Source organism: Pseudomonas sp. LBUM1643 (assembly GCF_059716215.1).
In genome coordinates, this window is record NZ_CP166813.1 from 2,763,369 (window position 1) to 2,783,971 (window position 20,603).

At 54.4% G+C, this 20,603-nt stretch carries 20 protein-coding genes, 1 tRNA gene and 3 pseudogenes; 9 read left to right on the forward strand and 15 right to left on the reverse strand.

From position 1 onward, the window contains the following. The first annotated feature begins 317 nt into the window (after positions 1-317). The gene (locus ACA063_RS12495) at positions 318-1,148 is read left to right on the forward strand and encodes an alpha/beta fold hydrolase (protein WP_497666109.1); all 831 of its coding nucleotides are present in this window, start codon (positions 318-320) and stop codon (positions 1,146-1,148) included. Positions 1,149-1,275: 127 nt separating this feature from the next. Here the strand turns inward: ACA063_RS12495 and kdgD are convergent, their stop codons facing one another. From kdgD to tspO, 9 genes are all read right to left on the reverse strand, one after another. Next, positions 1,276-2,187 carry a 5-dehydro-4-deoxyglucarate dehydratase gene (gene kdgD / locus ACA063_RS12500; RefSeq protein ID WP_497666110.1) on the reverse strand — a complete coding sequence of 304 codons (912 nt, stop codon included), beginning with the start codon at positions 2,185-2,187 and terminating at the stop codon, positions 1,276-1,278. Positions 2,188-2,378: 191 nt separating this feature from the next. Then, on the reverse strand, positions 2,379-3,107 hold the full coding sequence (locus tag ACA063_RS12505; RefSeq protein WP_497666111.1) for an amino acid ABC transporter ATP-binding protein: 729 nt from the start codon (positions 3,105-3,107) through the stop codon (positions 2,379-2,381). After that, positions 3,104-3,790 (reverse strand): amino acid ABC transporter permease, encoded by a 687-nt coding sequence (locus ACA063_RS12510; RefSeq protein WP_497666112.1) that lies wholly within the window; start codon positions 3,788-3,790, stop codon positions 3,104-3,106. The genes ACA063_RS12505 and ACA063_RS12510 overlap by 4 nt, the downstream gene beginning before the upstream one ends. A 3-nt stretch (positions 3,791-3,793) precedes the next feature. Next, positions 3,794-4,522, reverse strand: coding sequence for an amino acid ABC transporter permease (locus ACA063_RS12515; protein WP_497666113.1), 729 nt, complete (start codon positions 4,520-4,522; stop codon positions 3,794-3,796). Positions 4,523-4,649: 127 nt separating this feature from the next. After that, positions 4,650-5,549 carry a transporter substrate-binding domain-containing protein gene (locus tag ACA063_RS12520; RefSeq protein ID WP_497666114.1) on the reverse strand — a complete coding sequence of 300 codons (900 nt, stop codon included), beginning with the start codon at positions 5,547-5,549 and terminating at the stop codon, positions 4,650-4,652. Positions 5,550-5,604: 55 nt separating this feature from the next. Continuing rightward, positions 5,605-6,807 carry a pyridoxal phosphate-dependent aminotransferase gene (locus tag ACA063_RS12525; protein WP_497666115.1) on the reverse strand — a complete coding sequence of 401 codons (1,203 nt, stop codon included), beginning with the start codon at positions 6,805-6,807 and terminating at the stop codon, positions 5,605-5,607. A gap of 267 nt (positions 6,808-7,074) precedes the next feature. Next, a complete protein-coding gene (locus ACA063_RS12530) occupies positions 7,075-7,794 on the reverse strand; it encodes an SDR family NAD(P)-dependent oxidoreductase (RefSeq protein WP_497666116.1) in 720 nt (239 codons plus the stop codon). A gap of 97 nt (positions 7,795-7,891) precedes the next feature. Continuing rightward, on the reverse strand, positions 7,892-8,875 hold the full coding sequence (locus ACA063_RS12535; protein ID WP_497666117.1) for an alpha/beta hydrolase fold domain-containing protein: 984 nt from the start codon (positions 8,873-8,875) through the stop codon (positions 7,892-7,894). Next, positions 8,872-9,315 carry a tryptophan-rich sensory protein TspO gene (gene tspO / locus ACA063_RS12540; RefSeq protein ID WP_497666118.1) on the reverse strand — a complete coding sequence of 148 codons (444 nt, stop codon included), beginning with the start codon at positions 9,313-9,315 and terminating at the stop codon, positions 8,872-8,874. The genes ACA063_RS12535 and tspO overlap by 4 nt, the downstream gene beginning before the upstream one ends. Positions 9,316-9,531: 216 nt before the next feature. On the opposite strand from tspO, the gene ACA063_RS12545 reads away from it, so the two are divergent. After that, positions 9,532-9,969 (forward strand): NUDIX hydrolase, encoded by a 438-nt coding sequence (locus ACA063_RS12545; RefSeq protein ID WP_497666515.1) that lies wholly within the window; start codon positions 9,532-9,534, stop codon positions 9,967-9,969. Positions 9,970-10,158: 189 nt separating this feature from the next. On the opposite strand, the pseudogene ACA063_RS12550 reads toward ACA063_RS12545, so the two are convergent. Then, positions 10,159-10,554, reverse strand: a pseudogene (locus tag ACA063_RS12550) (phage portal protein); the annotation flags it as partial. Then, positions 10,551-10,715, reverse strand: coding sequence for a DUF6148 family protein (locus ACA063_RS12555; RefSeq protein WP_497666119.1), 165 nt, complete (start codon positions 10,713-10,715; stop codon positions 10,551-10,553). The pseudogene ACA063_RS12550 and the gene ACA063_RS12555, both read right to left, overlap by 4 nt. A gap of 33 nt (positions 10,716-10,748) precedes the next feature. On the opposite strand from ACA063_RS12555, the gene ACA063_RS12560 reads away from it, so the two are divergent. The 7 genes and pseudogenes from ACA063_RS12560 to ACA063_RS12590 form a co-directional block, all read left to right on the forward strand. After that, on the forward strand, positions 10,749-11,381 hold the full coding sequence (locus ACA063_RS12560) for a hypothetical protein (RefSeq protein WP_497666120.1): 633 nt from the start codon (positions 10,749-10,751) through the stop codon (positions 11,379-11,381). Between the two features lie 67 nt (positions 11,382-11,448). Next, the gene (locus ACA063_RS12565) at positions 11,449-11,874 is read left to right on the forward strand and encodes a cell wall hydrolase (RefSeq protein WP_497666121.1); all 426 of its coding nucleotides are present in this window, start codon (positions 11,449-11,451) and stop codon (positions 11,872-11,874) included. 84 nt (positions 11,875-11,958) lie between these two features. Continuing rightward, complete coding sequence (locus ACA063_RS12570; protein WP_497666122.1) at positions 11,959-12,153, forward strand: DUF7940 domain-containing protein; 195 nt, start codon at positions 11,959-11,961, stop codon at positions 12,151-12,153. Between the two features lie 162 nt (positions 12,154-12,315). Next, positions 12,316-12,600 (forward strand): annotated as a pseudogene (locus ACA063_RS12575) (DNA adenine methylase); the annotation flags it as partial. A gap of 355 nt (positions 12,601-12,955) precedes the next feature. Then, positions 12,956-14,041 (forward strand): DNA cytosine methyltransferase, encoded by a 1,086-nt coding sequence (locus ACA063_RS12580; RefSeq protein WP_497666123.1) that lies wholly within the window; start codon positions 12,956-12,958, stop codon positions 14,039-14,041. Positions 14,042-14,133: 92 nt separating this feature from the next. Continuing rightward, positions 14,134-17,250, forward strand: a complete 3,117-nt coding sequence (locus ACA063_RS12585) for an N-6 DNA methylase (protein WP_497666124.1) — start codon at positions 14,134-14,136, stop codon at positions 17,248-17,250. Positions 17,251-17,534: 284 nt separating this feature from the next. After that, a pseudogene (locus ACA063_RS12590) lies at positions 17,535-17,699 on the forward strand (DNA cytosine methyltransferase); the annotation flags it as partial. On the opposite strand, the gene ACA063_RS12595 reads toward ACA063_RS12590, so the two are convergent. From ACA063_RS12595 to ACA063_RS12610, 4 genes are all read right to left on the reverse strand, one after another. Further along, positions 17,700-18,593 carry a hypothetical protein gene (locus ACA063_RS12595; protein ID WP_497666125.1) on the reverse strand — a complete coding sequence of 298 codons (894 nt, stop codon included), beginning with the start codon at positions 18,591-18,593 and terminating at the stop codon, positions 17,700-17,702. Between the two features lie 3 nt (positions 18,594-18,596). Continuing rightward, on the reverse strand, positions 18,597-19,664 hold the full coding sequence (locus ACA063_RS12600; protein ID WP_497666126.1) for a hypothetical protein: 1,068 nt from the start codon (positions 19,662-19,664) through the stop codon (positions 18,597-18,599). 230 nt (positions 19,665-19,894) lie between these two features. After that, positions 19,895-20,092, reverse strand: coding sequence for a hypothetical protein (locus ACA063_RS12605; RefSeq protein ID WP_497666127.1), 198 nt, complete (start codon positions 20,090-20,092; stop codon positions 19,895-19,897). 330 nt (positions 20,093-20,422) lie between these two features. After that, positions 20,423-20,510, reverse strand: a tRNA-Ser gene (locus tag ACA063_RS12610). Positions 20,511-20,603: the final 93 nt, after the last annotated feature.

Below are 20,603 nucleotides of genomic sequence, written 5' to 3' on the forward strand. Positions count from 1 at the left end.
CGCCTGCCGATCTGGCACGGGTGCTGAAACTGGATGCTCTCCGGTTTCCAGCGCGACTTTGCCCGCGCCACAGGAAACCGACATCCAGTCGCTGGTGGCCGGTTTTTCATCGGCAATCTCCATTTATCGTTTGAAAGTGTTGCTTTCCGTGCGTCTTCTACACTGACCTAGCCCTCTCGTGACCCGCTCCTCACGACGTCGGGCTCACCGCCTTTTGCACGTTTGCCGGTAACGCTTTTCAGCCTTTGCGGGTTGACGCAGGCACTGATAAGCAACCTGCAACCTCACACCCACCTGATCGCGAGGGGACACACGCCATGAACGCAATTACGACCAAAGACGGCACCCGGATTTTCTACAAGGATTGGGGCCCGAAAGACGCGACGCCCATCGTGTTTCACCACGGTTGGCCGTTGAGTGCGGATGACTGGGACAATCAGATGATGTTCTTCTTGCTCAAAGGCTACCGGGTGATTGCGCATGACCGTCGCGGACACGGGCGCTCGACCCAGACGTGGGAGGGCAACGAAATGGACACCTACACCGCCGATGTCATCGAGTTGACCGATGCGCTCGACCTCAAGGGCGCGATCCATGTCGGCCACTCGACCGGCGGCGGGGAAGTAGCACGCTACGCCGCGCGAGCCAAACCAGGACGCGTTGCCAAGGCCGTATTGATCAGCGCGGTTCCGCCCATCATGGTCAAGTCGGAAAAGAATCCTGGAGGTTTACCTCTGGAGGTGTTCGACGGTTTCCGTTCGGCATTGGTTGCCAGTCGTGCACAGTTTTACGTCGACGTGCCGGCGGGGCCGTTTTACGGTTTCAATCGACCCGGGGCCGAGGTTTCGCAAGGCATCATCGACAACTGGTGGCGCCAAGGCATGATGGGCGGTGCAAAAGCTCATTACGACTGCATCAAGGCGTTTTCCGAGACTGATTTCACCGAAGATTTGAAAGCGATTGAGGTGCCGACGCTGGTCATGCATGGCGAGGACGATCAAATCGTGCCGTTTGCAGACTCGGCGCCGCTTTCGGCCAAACTCTTGAGGCATGCCACGCTCAAAACGTACCCGGGCTTTCCTCACGGAATGCCGACGACCAACGCGGATCAGATCAATGCTGATTTGTTGGCGTTTATTCGCGGCTGAGGTTTTAGCGAGCGGCGTCGGCGGTTTCTCTGGCGAAAAAAAACACCCTGCGAAAGCTTGACCTTCGCAGGGTGCATTAAACCTCTCGATAAGCGGCGCTTTTCAGCACCTTTGAATCATCGGTTTTTTATTGCGGACCAAGCTTGTCGATCAGCGCTGCAAGCATTTCGTATTCTTGCGAGGTCAGGTCGGTGAGCGGGGCGCGTACCGGTCCTGCATCGTAACCGACGATTTTTGCGCCGGCCTTGACGATGCTCACGCCATAACCCTGGCAGCGATTACGAATGTCCAGGTAGGGCAGGAAGAAGTCGTCGATCAACTTGCCAACCGCTTCGTGATCTTCCCGAACGATGGCGTGATAGAAGTCCATTGCGGTTTTCGGGATGAAGTTGAACACCGCCGAAGAGTAGACCGGCACGCCCAGCGCCCGATAAGCCGCTGCATAGACTTCGGCGGTTGGCAGACCGCCCAGATAGGTCAGACGATCGCCAAGACGACGGCGGATCGACACCATCAGCTCGATATCACCCAGGCCGTCCTTGTAGCCGATCAGGTTCGGGCAGCGCTCGGCCAGACGTTCCAGCAACGAAGCGGTCAGGCGGCACACGTTACGGTTGTAGACCACCACACCGATCTTCACCGATTTGCAAACGGCTTCAACGTGGGCGGCAACGCCTTCCTGGCTGGCTTCGGTCAGGTAATGCGGTAGCAGCAGCAAGCCTTTGGCGCCCAGACGTTCGGCTTCCTGTGCGTATTCGATGGCTTGACGGGTCGAGCCGCCAACCCCGGCCAGGATCGGCACGCTGGTTGCGCAGGTGTCGACGGCGGTCTTGATGATTTCCGAGTATTCGCTGGCTGCCAGAGAGAAAAACTCGCCGGTGCCGCCTGCAGCGAACAGGGCGCTGGCGCCGTATGGGGCCAGCCACTCAAGGCGTTTAACGTAACCGGCGCGATGGAAATCGCCCTGGGCATTGAAGTCGGTCACCGGGAAAGACAGCAGGCCGGAGGAGAGGATCGATTTCAGTTCTTGTGGATTCATTGTTCGAAATGTCCTTATTAGCGTACGGAGAAATGTATCTGTGTTGTTGGTTGTTGTACGTCATCGTACAACCTAAAATGACAATGCTCAAGACGATCAGGCAGATTAAATTTCAGGGGTGGATTTGTTACTGCATCCGGGGGTGGCTGACCGTTCTCCAGCGAGGTTGCACAATCAGCGGAGCCCCGTGATCAATGCTGCAAGATCTTCGACAGGAAGCTGCGTGCGCGGTCCGTGCGAGGTGCACCGAAGAATTCTTCGGACTTCACATCTTCGATAATCTCGCCGCCATCCATGAACACAATGCGGTCAGCCACCTTGCGTGCGAAGCCCATTTCGTGGGTGACACACATCATGGTCATGCCCTCGTGGGCCAATTCGACCATCACGTCCAGCACTTCATTGACCATCTCGGGGTCGAGTGCCGAAGTGGGCTCATCGAACAGCATCGCGATCGGGTCCATGGCAAGGGCGCGAGCGATCGCTACCCGTTGCTGCTGACCACCGGACAACTGGATCGGATACTTTTGCGCATGACTCTTGAGCCCTACGCGCTCCAGCAACATCATGCTTTTTTTCGTCGCCGTGACGTGGTCCCGGCGCAATACCTTCATTTGTGCAAGGTTGAGGTTTTCGATGATGGTCAGGTGCCCAAAGAGTTCGAAATGCTGGAACACCATCCCTACACGCGCACGCAGTTTGGGCAAGTCCACACCCTTGCCGGTGACGGGCTGGCCTTCGATGAATATCTCGCCTTCCTGAACCGGTTCCAGCCCGTTCACGCACTTGATCAAGGTGCTTTTACCCGAGCCGGATGGCCCGCATACCACCATCACTTCGCCGCGAGAGAGTTGTGTGGTGCAGTTTTTCAGGACCTGAAAGTTGCCGTACCATTTACTCAGGTTTTTCATCTGGATCATGCTGTTTTCCCTATGTTTCTTTTCATGCGTTTAGTCAGGCTGGACAGCAAATAGCAGATCACCAGGTAGACGAGGGCGACGAACAAATACAGCTCGACCAGACGCCCGTCACGTTGGGCGAATTTGCTGGCCGCACCGGTGAAATCGGCGATGGACAGCACGTACACCAGCGACGTGTCCTGGAACAGGATGATGGTCTGGGTCAGCAACAGGGGCGCCATGCGGCGCAACGCCTGGGGCAGGATCACGTAGATCATCGCTTGCGACGGCCGCAGGCCAAGGGCCGCTGCAGCTTGTTTCTGACCGCCGCTGATGCTCTGGATACCGCCACGAATGATCTCGCTGTAGTACGCCGCTTCAAACATGCAGAAGGTCACGAATGCGGTCACCACCGGGCCGATCTGCACTGGCCGTTCTGTGCTGAAAGCCATTTGCAGCAGCAAGGGCATCAGGAAGTAGAACCAGAAAATCACCAGGACCAGCGGAATGCTGCGCATCACGGTGACGTAGCCCAGTGCAAAGCCACGCAAGACGCGGTTGTGCGACAGGCGCATGAGTGCCAGCAAGGTGCCGGCGACAATCCCCACCGACATCGCCACCAGGGTCAGCAGCAAGGTAAATTTCAGGCCGCTCCACAGCGCCGGCATGGCCCTGACAATGACACTTGGATCTAGATCAAACATGACTTACCTCGTCGCGCCGCGAATGGTCAGTGAACGTTCGATATGACCCATGACGAAGGTCACCAGCAGCGAAATGACCACATAGATCACGGTCGCGGCAGTGAAGGCTTCGAAGGTATTGAACGAGTATTCGCTGACGTTGCGTGCTTGTGCGGTCAGCTCCATCAGGCCAATGGTCAGCGCCACGGATGAGTTCTTCAGGGTGTTCAGCGCTTCGGAAGTCAGTGGCGGGAACACCACCCGGATGGCCTGAGGCAGCAGCACCTGCAGGTACATCTGCGTCGGCCGCAAGCCCAGTGCCAATGCCGCGCCACGCTGGCCCGCGGCAACCGATTCGATGCCGGCCTTGAACAGTTCCGACAGCTTGGCCGAGGTGAACAGCGTCAGGGCGACGACAGCACTGAAGAAGGAGGGATAAGGCAAATCCTGCTTGAGGTAGTCACCGAGCGATATTGGCAGCAGTTCGGGCACGACGAAAAAACAGATGAACATCTGCACCAGCAGGGGGATGTTGCGGAACACTTCGGTGTACAGGTTGCACAACCACACGACGGGTCGCAGGGTCGTGGTGCGCAGGGTACCAATCAAGCCACCGATCAGGAACGCCAGGATGAACGCGACGAGGGTAGTCGCCAGCGTCCAGCTTGTGCCAGTGATCAGCCAATACAGATACGAAGACGTCTCTCCGGGCGCGGAGCCCCAGAAGACGCCCCAATTCCAGTTGTAATCCATGAAAACACCAACCTTGGTGAGGGTGCGCAGCCTGGAACAGCCCGCAGTACCGGCCAATCAGGCGCACTTGAATGGCTTGATTGGCGGGTATCGAGGCGTGTCCACCCGGCACAGTGACGGGGCGGGATCAGACGCCGGTATCGTTCGGGTTCGCGATGGCTTCTTTGAGTGCTTCGCTCATGGGCAGATTGATCACCGCATTCTTCGGAGGGATCGGCTGCTGGAACCATTTCGGATACTGGGTGTTGATCTCGCCGCTGCTGTAGAGGTTGCGCAGAACGTCATCGGCGAACGCCTTGAACTGCCCATCGTTTTTGCGAATGCCGATGGCATAAGGTTCAGCGGACATCGGCTCGGGGAGCAATGTATAGGCATCCGGGCTGCGACTTTGCGCGATGGTTGCCATCAGCTGCACGTCGTCATTGATGTAGGCAACGGCGCGACCCGTCTCCAGCATCAGGAAGGCTTCGCCGCCATCCTTGGCATTGAGGATCTTCAGGCCCAACGCTTTTTCGCGGTCGAGGTTCTTGGTGATCCATTCGCCGCTACCCCCAGTGATGACCACCACAGACTTGCCTTTGAGATCGGCAACGCTGTTGATGCCGGCGGTTTTTTTCACCGCGTATTTGGCGCTGGCCACGTAGCTGGTGAGCAGGAAACCGATTTGTTTCTGGCGCTCCACGGTGTTGGTGGTGACGCCGCATTCCAGATCGATGGTGCCGTTGATCAACAGAGGCGTACGAGTGGCTGCAACCACCGAGACGTACTCGGTCTTGAGGTTGGGTTCACCGACTTTGACTTTGATTTGATCGACGATTTTTTTGCACAGTTCAATGCTGTAGCCGATGGGCTGCTGGGCATCATTGAGGTAGGAGAAGGGCAACGACGCGTCGCGATAACCCAGGGTGACGGTGCCCAGTTCCTTGATTTTTTTCAGTGTTCCGGTGAGGTCGTCAGCCTGTGCAGCGCTGGTGCTCAGGCACGCAGCAACGATGAGGGCAAGCAGCTTTTTCTTCTGATCGAACATGGGGAATCTCCGATTTATTGTTATGGCAGCTATGGCACAGCGAAAGGCGAAGGCTTCAGCGCAAGGCTGCAAGCGCTTCACTGATTGAAACGACGGCTTTTCTTATTTGTTCGCGAGAGGTGGCAAACGACAATCGGAAGTAACCCGGCAAGCCGAACGCAAGTCCCGGTACTACGGCCACACCTGCTTGATCAAGCAGATAGGCGGACAGTTCGACGTCATCATTGATCACCCGACCTTGCGGGGTGCTGCGCCCCAGTAACTGGCTGCATTCGGGGAAGGCATAGAAGGCACCGGCCGGTGCGCTCAGGCGCAAGCCTTCGCACTGGCTCAGACCGTCCACGAGCAGGCGTCCGCGCTCGGCGTATTCGGCGGCACTCTGGCTGACAAAATCTTGCGGACCTTGAAGCGCAGCCCGGGACGCTTCCTGGGAAATCGCGCTGGCACCTGAGGTGCTCTGCGATTGAATCTTGCTGATCGCGGCAATCAGGGCTTTGGGGCCGGCGGCATAACCGATGCGCCAGCCAGTCATGGCATAGGCCTTGGCCACGCCATTGATCAGCAAAGTTCGTTCACGCAGTTGCGGGCAGGCGTTGCCAAACGAGACGAAGGGCTGATCAGCGAGTAACACGTGCTCGTAGATCTCGTCCGACATCACCAGGACGTTGGGGAAATCTTCCAGCACCTTGCCCAGCGCTTGCAGTTCGGCTTCGGAGTAGATGGCGCCACTGGGATTGGAGGGCGAGTTGAGGATCAGCCAGCGGGTTTTGCCGGTCAGTGCACCTTGCAGTGCCTCGGCGGTCAGCTTGAAGCCAACGTCGATGCCACAGGGAATGACCTGCGGGCTGCCACCGTTGAGCGTGACGATATCGGAGTAGGAAACCCAGTAGGGCGCGGGGATGATGACTTCGTCGCCGGCTTCCAGGGTCGCCATGAACGTGTTGAAGATGACTTGCTTGGCGCCGTTTCCGACGGTGATTTCATCAACGCTATAAGTCAGCCCGTTTTCCCGCTGGAACTTGCTGACAATCGCCTGGCGCAGGGCCAGGGTGCCTTGCGGCGCGGTGTAGCGGGTGTGGCCATCACGCATGGCCTGGTAAGCCGCTTCGACAATGTGTGCGGGGGTATCGAAGTCGGGTTCGCCGAGGCTCATGTCGACAATGTCGCGGCCTTGGCTGGCCAGCTCTTTGGCGCGCATGGAGATGACCATGCTGGGAGAGGAAGAGATCTGTTTGACGCGTTGACTTTCAAAGCTCATGAAAATGCCCGCCTTCCTTGGAGGTACGCCAGGTGTGATCTGGCGTACCGATGATGTTGTACGACGTAGTATGACATGACAAAAAAAGTTTTTGCAACGGCAGACAAACCCTAAATTTCGGGTAGGTGTGAATGATTGCAGGCTGGATTACAGAGGGGGGATGGGCGAGGGTGGTGCACGATAAAACACGAGGGTCATTGGAGCAGGTGCCGTGACGGCGACTTGGCTGCTCCCCCGACTTTTTCTACCGCAGTGATCGGCCTCTCATCAAAAACGTTCGTCGAATATTGCCGGCAAGGTGAGTTCCTTGACGAAGCTTGCGCAAGACAGACTCAAGACCATACGCACGACCTGCACGACGTCGTGCACGGGAATCGAGTGGCCTTCACCGCGCTGCTCGGCGAGCGCTCGTGGCGTGCTCAACGGGTCTTCGGTGTTCAGGTAGCCGAGGTTCAGACAGGTCACGCCCAGCCGTTGCTGCCGGTAGCCTTCGCGCAGCGCATCGGCGATCCCGCGCAATGCAAACTTGGAGGCGCCAAAGGTCACTTCTGGTCGTCCACTTTGTGGCAGGCCCGACGTCGAGCCGGTCAATATGATCCGCGGGTTTTTACTCTCGAGCAGCAGCGGAAGCAGGCGCTTTATCAGCAATATGGTCGAGGTGATGTTGCAGCTGACGATGGCCTCGACCTGGTCGTCCTGGTCAGCCAGGAAGTTGTAGGTGGAATCAAAGGCAAACTCTTCCCATATCCCCAGGTTGTAGATCAGCGTATCAAGCCCGCCATCCACCACCGCGTCCTTGATTATCTGCGCAGCCTTGGCGGGCGCACTCAGATCGGCTTCTACCCAGCGCAAATCGACACCGGCCTTGCTTACAAGATTTTCCGGGCGGCTACGAGAAACGCCAATCAAGGTGTCCCCGTGCTCGCCCAATCCTTCGATCAAAGCCCTGCCCAATCCTTTGCTTGCGCCGACCACCATGGTTTTCATTGACTGTCTCCTGACGTGATTGCAGATCGTGGGACGAGCATGCAAGCAAACATTTCAGGGCTGGGCCAGTCAGAGGTTGTTTCCAGATGTTCCTTGATTAGCGCTGAGCAATTCGAGCCGAAATCCACTCCCGGCTGTAAGCAAGCACGCTATCTGCTATGGCCGTCGGAAAGTGAATGAAGCCGTGGGGAGACGAGGGCAAGACGTGCACTTCCACAGGGGCCGATTTCATCCACCGATCAGCGAGATCGAGCGTGTCGTCCCTCAGAGGATCCAGTTCGCCGGCAAATAGGAGCGCAGGGGGAAAATCCGTAAAGTCGCCATACAGCGGTGACAAAGGAGGCCGCCGGCGTTGCTGGTCATTGAGACCGGGCGTGAGCATGCGAAACGCTTCAACCATACCAGGACCATCCAATACCAGCGTTTCAGCGGACGCTGCCCGGACACTCGAGGTTCCCGTCAAATCGTAAACGCCGTAATACAGCAGCGCGCCGCTCACCCGTTGAAGCAAGTGGGGCCATTGTTTCAGCGCCAGTAACGTTGCGGCAGCAAGGTGCGCTCCGGCTGATTCACCCACGACGATAACGGGCAGTTCAGCAAACTCATCACAGTCCTCGTTCAGCAGCCAGCGAGCAGCACACAGGCAGTCCTCCATCAAGCCTTCAATCGGCGTTGAGATGGCAAGCCGGTAGTCGACCGAGACGACTGTGACGTCGCACGTATTGACCATCGCCACGTTGAAGGCGTCATTCATCTGCGCATTGCCGATAACCCATCCACCTCCGTGGAAATCAAGCACGACGCCTTTTGCTTTACCTTTGGGCCTGATGATCCGCACGGGCACTGAAATGTCGCCGACACCCATCGTCTTCCGCTCAGCCTTGAGCCCATGCTTGAGCAATTGACCGGCGCCGCCTAGTTGGCTGGCGCGCAGCAGCGCCTGAATCACCCGAGGCGTAAAGCGATTACGGATTCGAAAGCGCGGCAACCAGGCAAGTTTCTTGTTGAAATCCCGAACCTGCGCCAAGTCCCGTTCGCTGGCAGGCCAAGGTGTTTTTAGCTCCGAGTTGGAATTGATCATCCGCGGTTATTGCGCAGGATGGAAAAATTCAACGCAGCGGCTACGCACAGCCACACAAGGTAAGGGAACAGGATAAGCCCCGTGATCAGGTCGAGCCGCAATGCCATCACCACCATTGCCGCGACCACGAGCCACAGCAGCGCCAGGATGACCATCGCGGCAAAAATGCGGTGCGCGCCGAAGAACACCGGTGTCCACAGCGTATTCAATGCAATCTGCGTCGCCCACAAAGCCAATACCACCTGGCTTCCGGGTATCAGGGTCAAGCGATACCCTGCCCAGGCAAGCAACAGATAGATAATCGACCAGGCCACCGGAAACAGCCAGTTGGGGGGTGTGAAGCCGGGTTTAACGAGCGATTCGTACCACTGGCCAGGTTTGAAAAGAAGGCCGGTGCTCGCTGCGGCACCGCAGGCCAGGAGAAAAATAAAAAAGGTCATTAGCTATCCTTGGCTGAAGCCAGCCGTCTGAGGGTGCCAAGCCATGTTGGCGTCATTAAAGAAGGACGCCCGGTGAAACGAAAAGTTTGAAACGGGTGATGAGATTTTTCTTTTGCGATGGCAGCAGTCGATCCATGACTGCTGCTCACGACCCCCGTTACAGTAATCTCTCAATGCGTATGATGGCGTGCTTTCATTACCGATAAGGAAATCGCCATGCTTCCCGACAAGGCTTGCGCAGTCGTTCTGTCTTCCGGGCAGCGCCCCAGGATTCTTCTGTTCCGTCATCCTCAGGCAGGGGTGCAACTGGTGAAGGGAAGTATTGAAAAGGGAGAGATGCCGGATCGAGCCGCCCTGCGTGAACTGGCGGAAGAGTCTGGTATAAGCGCCGCCACCATCGAAGACGATCTGGGGTGTTGGGATTGCGGTCATCAAGACCAGATCTGGTCGTTTCAACTGTGCCGGGCGGTTGGAGCGCTGCCTGAACGATGGTCGCATCAGACGCTTGATGACTTCGGTCACACCTTTGAGTTTTTCTGGGCTTCGATCGACGATTTGCCTTATGAGGATTGCCACCCGGTTTTTTGTCGAGCGCTCGTCTTCTTGTGCGAGGTTTTGGAAGCGCGTGGGCATTTGATGGACAGGCAGCGTTGATTCGACGGACGAACGCCTGCTTTCGGCTGTGAAGAGATCAACGAAAATGCGGTGATCTCTGAAAGGAGGGGCAAGCGGTCGGCAGGCCGACAGCAGGCGAGCCCAGTGTGAGTTGGTGCGATCGGCCAGTTCGCCGAGGCGAATGCGCAACTGCCCGGTTTTGTCGCGGCGCAGCTCCTTGACCAGCACCTCGATCGTCGCTTCGTAGTTGCGCTGCCAATCACGTGCGGTGTCCTCATCCCAGCCGAGGATCTGCCGATTGACCACCGACTTCAGCGCCAACCCAGTGCCGACCGTTTTGGTCACCTCCGTGTTGATCGCGCCGCCACCGATGGGGTTGTTTCGCTCCAGGTCGCGGCAACGCTCCCGTAGAGTCGGCAGATCGGGCAGCAGATCGGCAGCTGCACTTCCAGCCGATGGGTTCCAGGCACTGAGCGAGCGTTTGCGTTTGGAGGCGCCGCTGTAACCCCCCATTGCCGTCATCGTCATACGCGCCTGCATACGCTTGGCGCCGATCTCGGGACTCAACCAACTGATCGCCCGATCCAGCAACGTGGGCTCGGGAGACTTGATTGAACGCCTCATAACGGCGTGATCCCGCGCAGGACAATGCCGCGAGGGCGACCGCTGGCCAATCGATCCACCTGTTGCTGCCAGTAATCGATCATCTTGGTGATCTCTGCAGCGTCGGCGTAGTTCAGTTGGCGGGTGCCGATGCGGTAGCTCTGCTTCTGGCTGACCTTCATGCTTGCGTCGACTGGAACAACTATTCCTATTTGATGAGTGCAAAAGGGAGAGTTTTTGCTGGCGGTATGGTCGAGCGAAACCATCAGATGTTTTTTAGCAGCAACAGCTTCACGGGGATCAGTGGCATCAGTCTGGACGGGTCCACTACGTGGAATACCGCTTCGGGCACGCGTTACTACCGTGTGCAGCTCATTCTCGATGGTGGGCGGGCAGTTGGGCGTAACGGCACAGCAGCAGAAGTGAGCGTAGCTGTAACGAACGGGGGCTCAGGGGTCCGTTTGGATGTGGACTATGGCTACCGTATACCCGGTGGCGTACTGCGTGTTTTCTCCGGTGGTACACCTGGCCTATACGACAAGTTCGCAGAGATCCACGCCGTCAACACGGCTCGGGTATACGACAACGGCGGCGCAATCAACGGCGTTCCGTGGGTCGCGAGAGCTCCATCAGCACTGCCGGCAATTAACGACAGCATGGGGGAGTCTGAAATTCGTCTATCCGGAACCCGGGCTGTTTTCGTGGCCGCGAGCATACCTGTAACGGGGACTTGGGCTCAAAACGATGAGATCGAGCGGTCCAATGTTGCGGCGGGTGGTAAGCGCGGGAACATCAACATCACGGCGGGGGCGCCAGCCTTCAAGGCGTGGGGCGCCATCGACGCCTAAATATTCGGAATAGAAACAATCGCACGCCCGCTGACTATGCGGGCTTTTTTTTGCCTGGAGAAAAGTAATGATCGTATCCGAGAAAGACCGCGACATCCTCGCCCGTACGTTGTGGGGCGAGGCCCGCGGCGAATCCCTGACCGGCCAGATCGCCGTGGCCTGGACCATCTGCAACCGCGTGAACGACGGCAAGACCAAGTCATGGTGGGGGGAGGGCTATGCCGGCGTATGTCAGAAGCCGTACCAGTTCAGTTGCTGGAACAGGAACGACCCGAATTTTTCCTACCTGAGTGGCGCGAAGCCGATTCCCTTCCGTGAGCTCGCGCAAGCGCGGATTGCCGCTGACCAGGTGATCGATGGAAAGGTACCTGATCCCACCGGCGGTGCCACCCATTACTTCGCGACCACCATGCCCAAGCCACCGAACTGGGCGAAAGGCGCCAAGGAAACGTTGAGGCTCGGCCATCACATCTTCTTCAAGGACGTGCCGTGAACCCCGCAGCGCTGAAATTTGCGTTTACCAGGTCACGTTGAAGGCGCTGGCCTGAACCTTTCTCAACACCCGAGGCAACAAACTATGCAACTGATTAGTAATTGGAAAGATGCGTTGAAGTTGTCCAGCGTTCAGACAGGCGGCGCGATCGCGGCACTGGGTATGGCTGAACAGATGCTGCCTCAGTTGCAGGCGGTACTGCCGCCGGCAGCCTACGGCGTTCTGGGTATTCTGGTGATGCTGGCCCGAGTGATCCTGCAGCCAAAGTTGAGTAAGTAAGCATCAAAAAAGAGCGGTCGGTGTGGATGCGTCAACATCTAGACCGACCGCCGTCCTCGCAGATTTCCCCTGCAAGTCCAGCCAAGGCTCTTGCTTCGTGCACAAAGCGAATCGAGTCTGGCACCTGTTTATATATACAGTAAATGTCTTGCTTTCAATGTCCACACCTTTCACTATATGGACCCGCCTTACTAGCAGACCGCTGGGTATGGCGTCGACTTCCCGTTCGAGAACTACGAGCGGATGGCTGATTTCATGCGCAGCGCAAGGGCAAGGATAGTCAGCATCAACGACCACCCGGACATCCGTCGGGTGTTTGAGGGCTGTCACTACGAGATGCTGGACATCCGTTACTGCAATACCAATCAGCGACAGGGGAAGGTTGAGGTGAGTGGAGAACTGGTGATCATGAATTGGGGGCTGGAAGCCTGGAGCGGTTTATACTGATGTCGATTACCAGTTGATCGACCGGAGAGTGAACCACTAGATCATCCGTTTTTTACCACTGATTCGGTAGGGGGATAGGTATCAATTGTTCACCACTTTGGTGTAGAGTGGTGAGGAAATTTTGCAGGTAAGCATGTCATGTCAATACAGAGAAGACGGCAGGACGCTGGTGCTCATGAGCGTAGCGTTCGTGCATCCATCAGCTTTCCTGAAGAGCAGTACACCGTGCTGGAAAAGATCGCAGCGGAACATCGGGTCTCGCTTGCATGGGTGGTACGGGATGCGGTTGATGGGTATTTAAAGGCACGCTGGCCGCTTTTGGCGCAGGGCGGGAGCTCGGAAGAAACAAAATCTGATGCAGGGTAATGTGAATAGTATTTTTGAGAAAGATGGGGAAAAAATCCGAGTCCTTTCTTTATTCTCCGGATGTGGAGGAATGGATTTCGGTATCGAAGCTGCCGGCGGTCACATCGTTTTTGCGAATGATATCCTTAAGGATGCGTGCAAAACGTTGGAGAAGTATTTCCCCGATACGGACGTGAGAAATGGCGATATATCGCAGGTTCTTGCATTCCCGAGTGCGGATGTCGTGGTTGGGGGGTATCCGTGTCAGTCGTTTTCGATGGCTGGAAACAGGGATCCAGAGAAAGACGAGCGCACGAATCTTTACAAGCAGTTCTTGCGGGTAATTAATCTCGTCCGGCCTAAGTACTTCGTGGCTGAAAACGTTTCTGGATTGAAGCAGCTGGGGGCAGGTAGTTTTCTGGAAGAGCAAGAAACGGCCTACAGGCAGGAAGGGTATGTTGTCAGCCATCACCTAATTAATGCCAAGGCATATGGTGTCCCGCAATCGCGCAAGCGCCTAATCATCGTTGGCGTCAGGAAGGATCTAAATCAAATTTTCGAATTTCCGCCGGAAACGCACGGAAAACCGACAAAGAAAAATGCTGATCTGAAGCCTTATGCGTCTCACGGTGATGTGATTCTGGATCTGCCCCTGTGGCCAGAGGGTGAGTTCTATGAGCGTCCGCATGATCCGGAAGGCCACTTCTCTTGGTATTTCATGTCCCGGAATCGGAAAGCCAAATGGGTTGAGCCAGCCTATACAGTGGTTGCCAATTGGCGGCACATTACGTTGCATCCAGCTAGTCCTGTAATGAAACTGACATGGTCGAATTTGGCCGACGGTTGGAAACAAAGATGGGACTTCTCGGATGAATATGAGCACCTGGTCGCCGATCCTGCACGGCCTAAGCTGGAGCAGCCGAGACGTCTGTCTTGGAGGGAGTGTGCGCGTATCCAGACTTTCGGCCGTGATTTCGAGCCAGTCGGCGATACTGCGTCAAAGTTCACCCAGATAGGCAACGCCGTCCCTCCAATGCTTGCTGAGGCTATCTTCCGACATCTTTTCACAGGGGCTGGATTGAAGAGCACCGGGTAGGAAAGCTCAATAGGGATAGGGAAGACGCTGGCGGGAGTTCACTTGCTGCCAGCAATGGTACAACTTGGATTAATATTTACAGGATCGCCGCAGTGCCCAAAATTGCATTACAGCTCGTTAGCACGGTCTCTAACGCTTCTGAAGCGGCAGAGAATGAAGCTCAACTGCGGCACGAGCTTGAAGGTGCTCTTAAGAAAGCATGCGATGCGCGAGGTATCCCGTGGACACCTTTCCAGTTAGAGCGAGCGCTTAAGAAGGCTGGGAAACCCACGATATTTGCTGACGTCGCTCATGGCGCAGTGGTCATTGAATATAAAGCGCCGAAGTTGTTTGCCGGACGCCTTAATCGCGAGGCCGAGAAGGCTCGTGATCAAGCGGAGGAATACGCTGAATTGATTTCGGCTGAAGAAGGTCGGCGTCTTGAGGACTACATGTTGGTGATATGGGATGGATCCCATATTAGCTTCGGCAACTTTGACGAGGCGTGTGCGCAATGGGGCGGTGTCATTCCTTTCGATACTGGTTCGGCAAATCGGTTGTTGACGCTGTTGGAACAGAATGGTCGCCCACTGGTTCACCCTCAGCTTTTACAGGCATTGGTGGGGCCGGACTCTGAGTATGGGGTTGCGCTGATTCCCGAACTATATGGCAGCATATGTCAGGCAGAGTCTAGTTCCCAGACGTCTAAAGCAAAAATGCTGTTCACGGAGTGGCGTAGACTTTTCAGTCAAGTTGTCGGTTTTCAGCCGGAGAACATGAAGAAGCTGCTTGCTCGGCAGAAGATATCTCATGCTAAACCCTATGAAAAAAATCCTGCAGCTTACCTTTTTGCCCTGAACACCTACATCGCGATCATTGCCAAGGTCGTTGCTGCATGTGCTCTTCCTAAGCCGAGCCAAGATCTTTTGGATTCGACGGTCCCCATTGCCGAGCGTCTACGTGCGGTTGAGACGGGCGAGCTTTTTGAGCATTCGGGCATTCTCAATATGCTCAGCGGCGACTTTTTTTCTTGGTACTTGGATGATAGTAATTGGGAGGAGTACAGGCCTCACTTGGAGGCTTTGTTTGTAAGGCTTTCCGGCGTGGACTTCACCATCGCTAAAAAGCATCCTGATACGACACGGGATCTGTTTAAAGGGATATACGAACGATTTATCCCCCGTGAAGTTCGCCATGCACTCGGAGAGTTTTATACGCCGGACTGGCTCGCCGAGCACGGAATGGATCTGATTGAGTGGGGCGCGAAAGATTCTCTCACCGATCCCACATGTGGTTCTGGCACGTTCCTGTTAGAGGCGCTACGTCGGCGTCGGTTGGAGTATGGCGATGTCTCCACCGCGAGATCACTGCTCACTGGGCTGCATGGTATCGATCTAAATCCACTCGCGGTACTCACTGCTAAGGGGTCCCTGGCAGTATTTCTTTCTCCATTCTTGGATCCTGCTGATCCGATACGCTTACCTGTATACCTCGCTGATGCAGTCAACCCCGCCTGCGTGAGTAATGGTCTGTTCCCGAGCTATAGCTATGTCATGCAGACAGAGGTTGGTCCGAAGGAGTTCTCAGTTCCGCAGGCTATGATCGACCATTCTGAATTCTTTAAGGTATTCGCGAGGGTCAGAGTTCTGATAGATGCAGATATTGCTGCCGCTAAAATAAATAGCGCGATTCGACCTGATCTTGAGGGTATGGGACTGAGTGGTCGCGATATTGAAATTGTAGAAGCAACTGTCGGAAATTTGGTATCGCTCCATGAGCAAGGATGGAACGGAATTTGGTGCGCGGTTCTGGCTGATCGTTTTGCTGCGGGCGCCATCCCCCCATCGAGCCATGTCTGCGGCAATCCTCCATGGGTGAAATGGGGCAACCTACCTAAGGAGTACACCAAGACGATCAAGGAACAGTGCATAGAGCTTGGCATTTTCAGCAAGGGCAAGTGGGTGGGAGGTAACGCGGCGGATATTTCGACGGTAGTGACTTACCAAGCGATCAATCACTATCTGGCCCCCTCAGGGCGTCTTGGTTTTTTCTTGCCTGGTTCCGTCTTTACTACGCCTTCGAGCGCGGGTTTTCGGAGATTTTCAGTTGGCCCCAATGGCGTGAAATGCAAGGTGCTATTGGTTGAAAATTTTGATGCGATCAGTCCATTCGATGGTGTAACTAATATGCCTCGTTTCCTTGCTTTGGAAAGAGATGCCTCGACAGTTTTCCCGGTGCCATACCGTGTATGGACGACTGGTGATGTGCCGGTAGCGAAACTGCGGCGCTCAACTAGAGCTGAAGAATTTCGCCGGGATGCAAAGCAGATCGACGAGTTGGCTATTCCCGTGTCAGGTGGTGATGGAGGGAGGCCCTGGCTCACTGGGTCGAAGGAAGAGCATGTCGTTTACGGAAAAGTGTGTGCCGGGGCAGGTCAAACATACGAGGCTCGCAAGGGGGTGACGACGGACCTCAACGGTGCGTATTGGGTCTATGAGAAGGAGCAATGCGATGAAAATACCGTCACGGTACGAAATGCTGCTGTTATCGGGAAGACGAAAGGCATTCCCGAGATAACGGATCGCATTGAGGCCAAACATCTTTTTCCTCTGCTTAGAGGTCAAGGGGTAAGAGCGTTCTGCGCTGTTCCAGATGAGCAGCTACGTATCATTTTTCCTCAGCAGGAGAAGAATGGAGATCCTGAACTTGCGACTCATTCTCCGCTGGTATTCAGGTTTTTGAACCGTTTTAGGTTCCTTCTAGAAAATCGTTCAAGCTATAAGCTGTACCAGAAGAAGGAGGTGTTTTACTCCCTGTGGAGTACGGGGCCATACACGTTATCGCCTTATAAGGTTCTATGGCGCGAGATAGGTAAAACGTTCGCTGCCGCCTATGTAGGAAGTGCTTCTACTAGTTTTGCGGGCGAAAAAATAGTTATACCGGATCACAAACTTTACTTTATTCCTGTTGAAACGGAGGGGGAGGCAGCGTATTTAACTGGCTTTCTAAACGCTCCGATGATTTCCAGTACCGTTTCGGCTTTTGCCTCTCGGCTGAGCTTGGGGGTAAGTGTTACGAGTTATTTGAATATCCCGAATTTTGATGCAAATAACGCTGAAATTAGAGCGATACGAGATTTATCACTTAAAATTACAGCTAGATCTGGAGGTGCATCTGACAGCGAACTTCTCGATCTGGATACGCATGTCAAGGCGCTGTTGAAATTTTAACTGCGTACAAAGGCTAAGACTACGAAGAGGTAATCTGTGCGGTAGTGCGGTAGTGCGGTTGTGGTTTAAGGAGCAATCAGAACAATTCGGGTTCGCTAAAAACTACCATTAGTTAAAGTCCAGAGCCCCCGGGGTATTACCTGTTCAGAGATAGACGCAATGGTTTGGATTAAACGTCTCGGACGATCGTTGCAAATCCTCTGCATATGCCCTTGCATCAAATGAGTCCCGCTATGGTAAAGCTTGGACATAATGTATGAGAGTTTGAGAGTGATTCTCCTGTTCGTGTGATTAGCTATCGTGAGGCCGCTCGAATTCAGGGGTTTGGAGATTTAATTTTTCCTGAATCAGAAAACGTCTCTCAGATGCAACGATATACCTTAGTTGGAAATGCTGTTCCACCACCTCTATTTGAGGCAGTGTCGAAAGCTCTTCCTGATATTTGGTGATTATACTAACTCTAGTCTCTCGTCAAGAAAGTCAAAGAATAGTTGAGGCGGGGATACATGCGTCCAGTCTAGGTCGCCTCCTATTTTTTGAATAATTCGCAGTCTGTCATAGATTATTGTTGAGGCGATCTCACCGTCGACAGCCCATCCCCCATGATTGTTTCTAAAGCAGTGTGGAATGAAAATCAATTGCATCCATGGGTGGGATGGGTGAATCATTATGTTCAGTCGATCACGAGAAATTTCTGTTTGCTTGGTAACCCAATCCGTCCTTGAGCATGCACATTGACCAAGTGCGGAAGGGATGTTTCTCGTTTCATAATCATCCAGCCCCATCCATGCAACCAGATCTATGCCTCCATCTCCGCTATCCCGGCCTCTGAATGTCCTTTCGGTACATAGCCCTTGGGCTCCAAGATTAGTGGCTAGCTTATTAATTCTTTCTGCCTTAGTGCCGGTGTAATTGGTCTCATTTTTTCCGAAGGGCCGAATATTCGAGCCGGCAGGCCAGGAGCGCTCAAGGGCAATTAATGCCAGGCGCTCAAATGCGTCAGTTATGGTGCCTCTATTTTCCAAGAAGGGAAGGTTTGCACATAGAAGCAATAGCACATAAAGATGGTGGACTTGATCAAGTTCTTCCGGGGCGGAAAATGTCTTTGAGCTCCTATCTATCACGAAAGGATAGAATCCATCAAAGCTTTGTGAGCGCCATTCCAAATGACTAAAGCAGTCATCTAAAGCGGCGTCGCTAATGTTAGCGTCTCCAACGTCTTTGATCTGATCGGAAATGGTCTCTCGTGAGCAAATACGATCTTGCGTTAGCAGGCACAAAAGCTCTGCAAAGTCTGCCAGAGTGTGAATGTCTGAGTCGCGTGGCTTGTTAAGGGTGATCATGATCTACTCGATAGGATTCAAAAGGCCGTGCAGGGCTGCATGCAAAGCTGTGGATATTTTTTTAATCCGCCCTGCTTGCTCTATATCCGAGCTACTAATGCCATCTGCAACACTAAGAGTACTCATTGCGCTTTCGAGGCGCTCCTCAGTCTCCCTAAGAAGGTTACGCAGCGCCTCAAGTGGGCCGCTCGTATAGAGGTCAGCCATTTCCAAGGTCGTGCCACGACGGAGTTCATTAAGAGCTTGCTCATTATGGACTACGCGGGCAAGTTTTTCTAAGTTTCGAGACTCTCCAAGAGTTGTTGATCCGCGCGTTTTATCAAATATCCAACTAAAAAACTCAGTGAACTCTGGTTCTTTTAACCCATTGGCATCAACGTCTGACGCGGATGAGATTCCAATAAACTCACATATATTTTTATAGCCGATACCAGTAGTTAGGAGCGAGAATTGAATGTCGTCCTCTTCAAGCTTTATATGCGAGAGTAGGCCGCTGTCGCGCGCCTTTTCGACTAGAGTAAGTCCAGTTAGTAGCTTGGCAACGTAAGCGGATTTACTTCCGATTTCTTTTGCTAGTGCCTTATGTGCCTCTGCGTGGTCAGCTCCATGCCTTGCCCGAAGTTGTCGAAGATATCGGGCTTTTGCTAGTGCGTCCCATTCTTTAATACCGGTAATATGCCGATAGCCGAGATAGCTCAGTATGTCATTTCTGTCATCAAATTTTAAAGCGGAAATTAAAGTCGGCGCATTATTTGTAATCTGGCGCGCCTCATTTACTTGAGTTGGCTTTACTGGAGGTGTCACGTCGGGCTGGAGAAGCTTTAGAGCCCCGAGCCGTCTGTTACCTTCTACTACGGTCCAGCCGCCTGCCGCTCTAGGTACGACGAGTAATGGCTCCCCTGCGAAAAAACCATGCTCGCCGATAGATAGCATCAGCTCTATCAAGTTGCATTCAAGCAGTAAATATCTGATGACGTCTTCATCACCCTTATGCTTCAAGTTGTTCGGAAGTCGAGGGTTCTCCGGGTCGAAGTGAAGTTCACTGAGTGGGAGTTCTGAGAGTGAAGACATTTTTCAACTCGCTGTGAGTGGATGTTTTTTGTTGCCTTCGCGCATAGGCTAAGGCGGTGACATTTCACACATCACCTCGAGCACAGGGGATACTAGTTGAATACGAAGATAGCATCCAGTGCTGCCGCGTCATCATGTCGATGGTGTAAAAACCTGTTGGCCCCCTTTTCAGTCTCCACCCTAAAGCTTCCTTCCTTTACCGCATCGGCAAAGCCGTCATTAGGGCGCAATTATACTGACAGCTTTATCGCTGAAAGCTGCTTATCTGGAAACACGTATTCCTTCACTGGCGGACTGCCCGGCGACGCAGGCGGACAGCGCAAGTAGATGCCCGTCAGCAGCCATTGCCGCGAATGCTCCAGCACCTGGCGATCCAGTCCCGGCAACTCCGCGTTCTGTTGCGTTGGTTTAGGCGATTGTTCCGTCATGGCCCCCTTCATTTGCTATCTGTCCCTGGTTGCGTGTCAAGCCAATACAGCGGTCAACGATAGACCAGTCCGATCGGGTGGTAACCGGGCGATGTAAAAAGCGATGAGGCAGGCTCTTGCGAGGGGAGCAATGAGATTGCCTGTAATAGCGATTTACTTTGGCGGAAAGGGTAGGGTGGGGCGATCGGCAGGACGCCGGAGGGCAGAAAAAAGCGGAATAATTTTGTAACGCCCGCCCAATAGTTTTGTAACGCTTCGCGGGCAGAGGGCGTTTCTCCAAACCCCAGAAACGAAAAAGCCCCGAATAATCAGGGCTCTAACGTACAAATATGGCGGAGGCGATGGGATTCGAACTCATGGACCTGTTACAGTCGACGGTTTTCAAGACCGTTGCCTTAAACCACTCGGCCACACCTCCGTTGCGTTGCGGGCGCCATAATACCTGAATGAAACACACTGTCAAACTCTCTGCGTAGCTTGTTACAGAGTGTCTGTTATGATCTTTGCGACT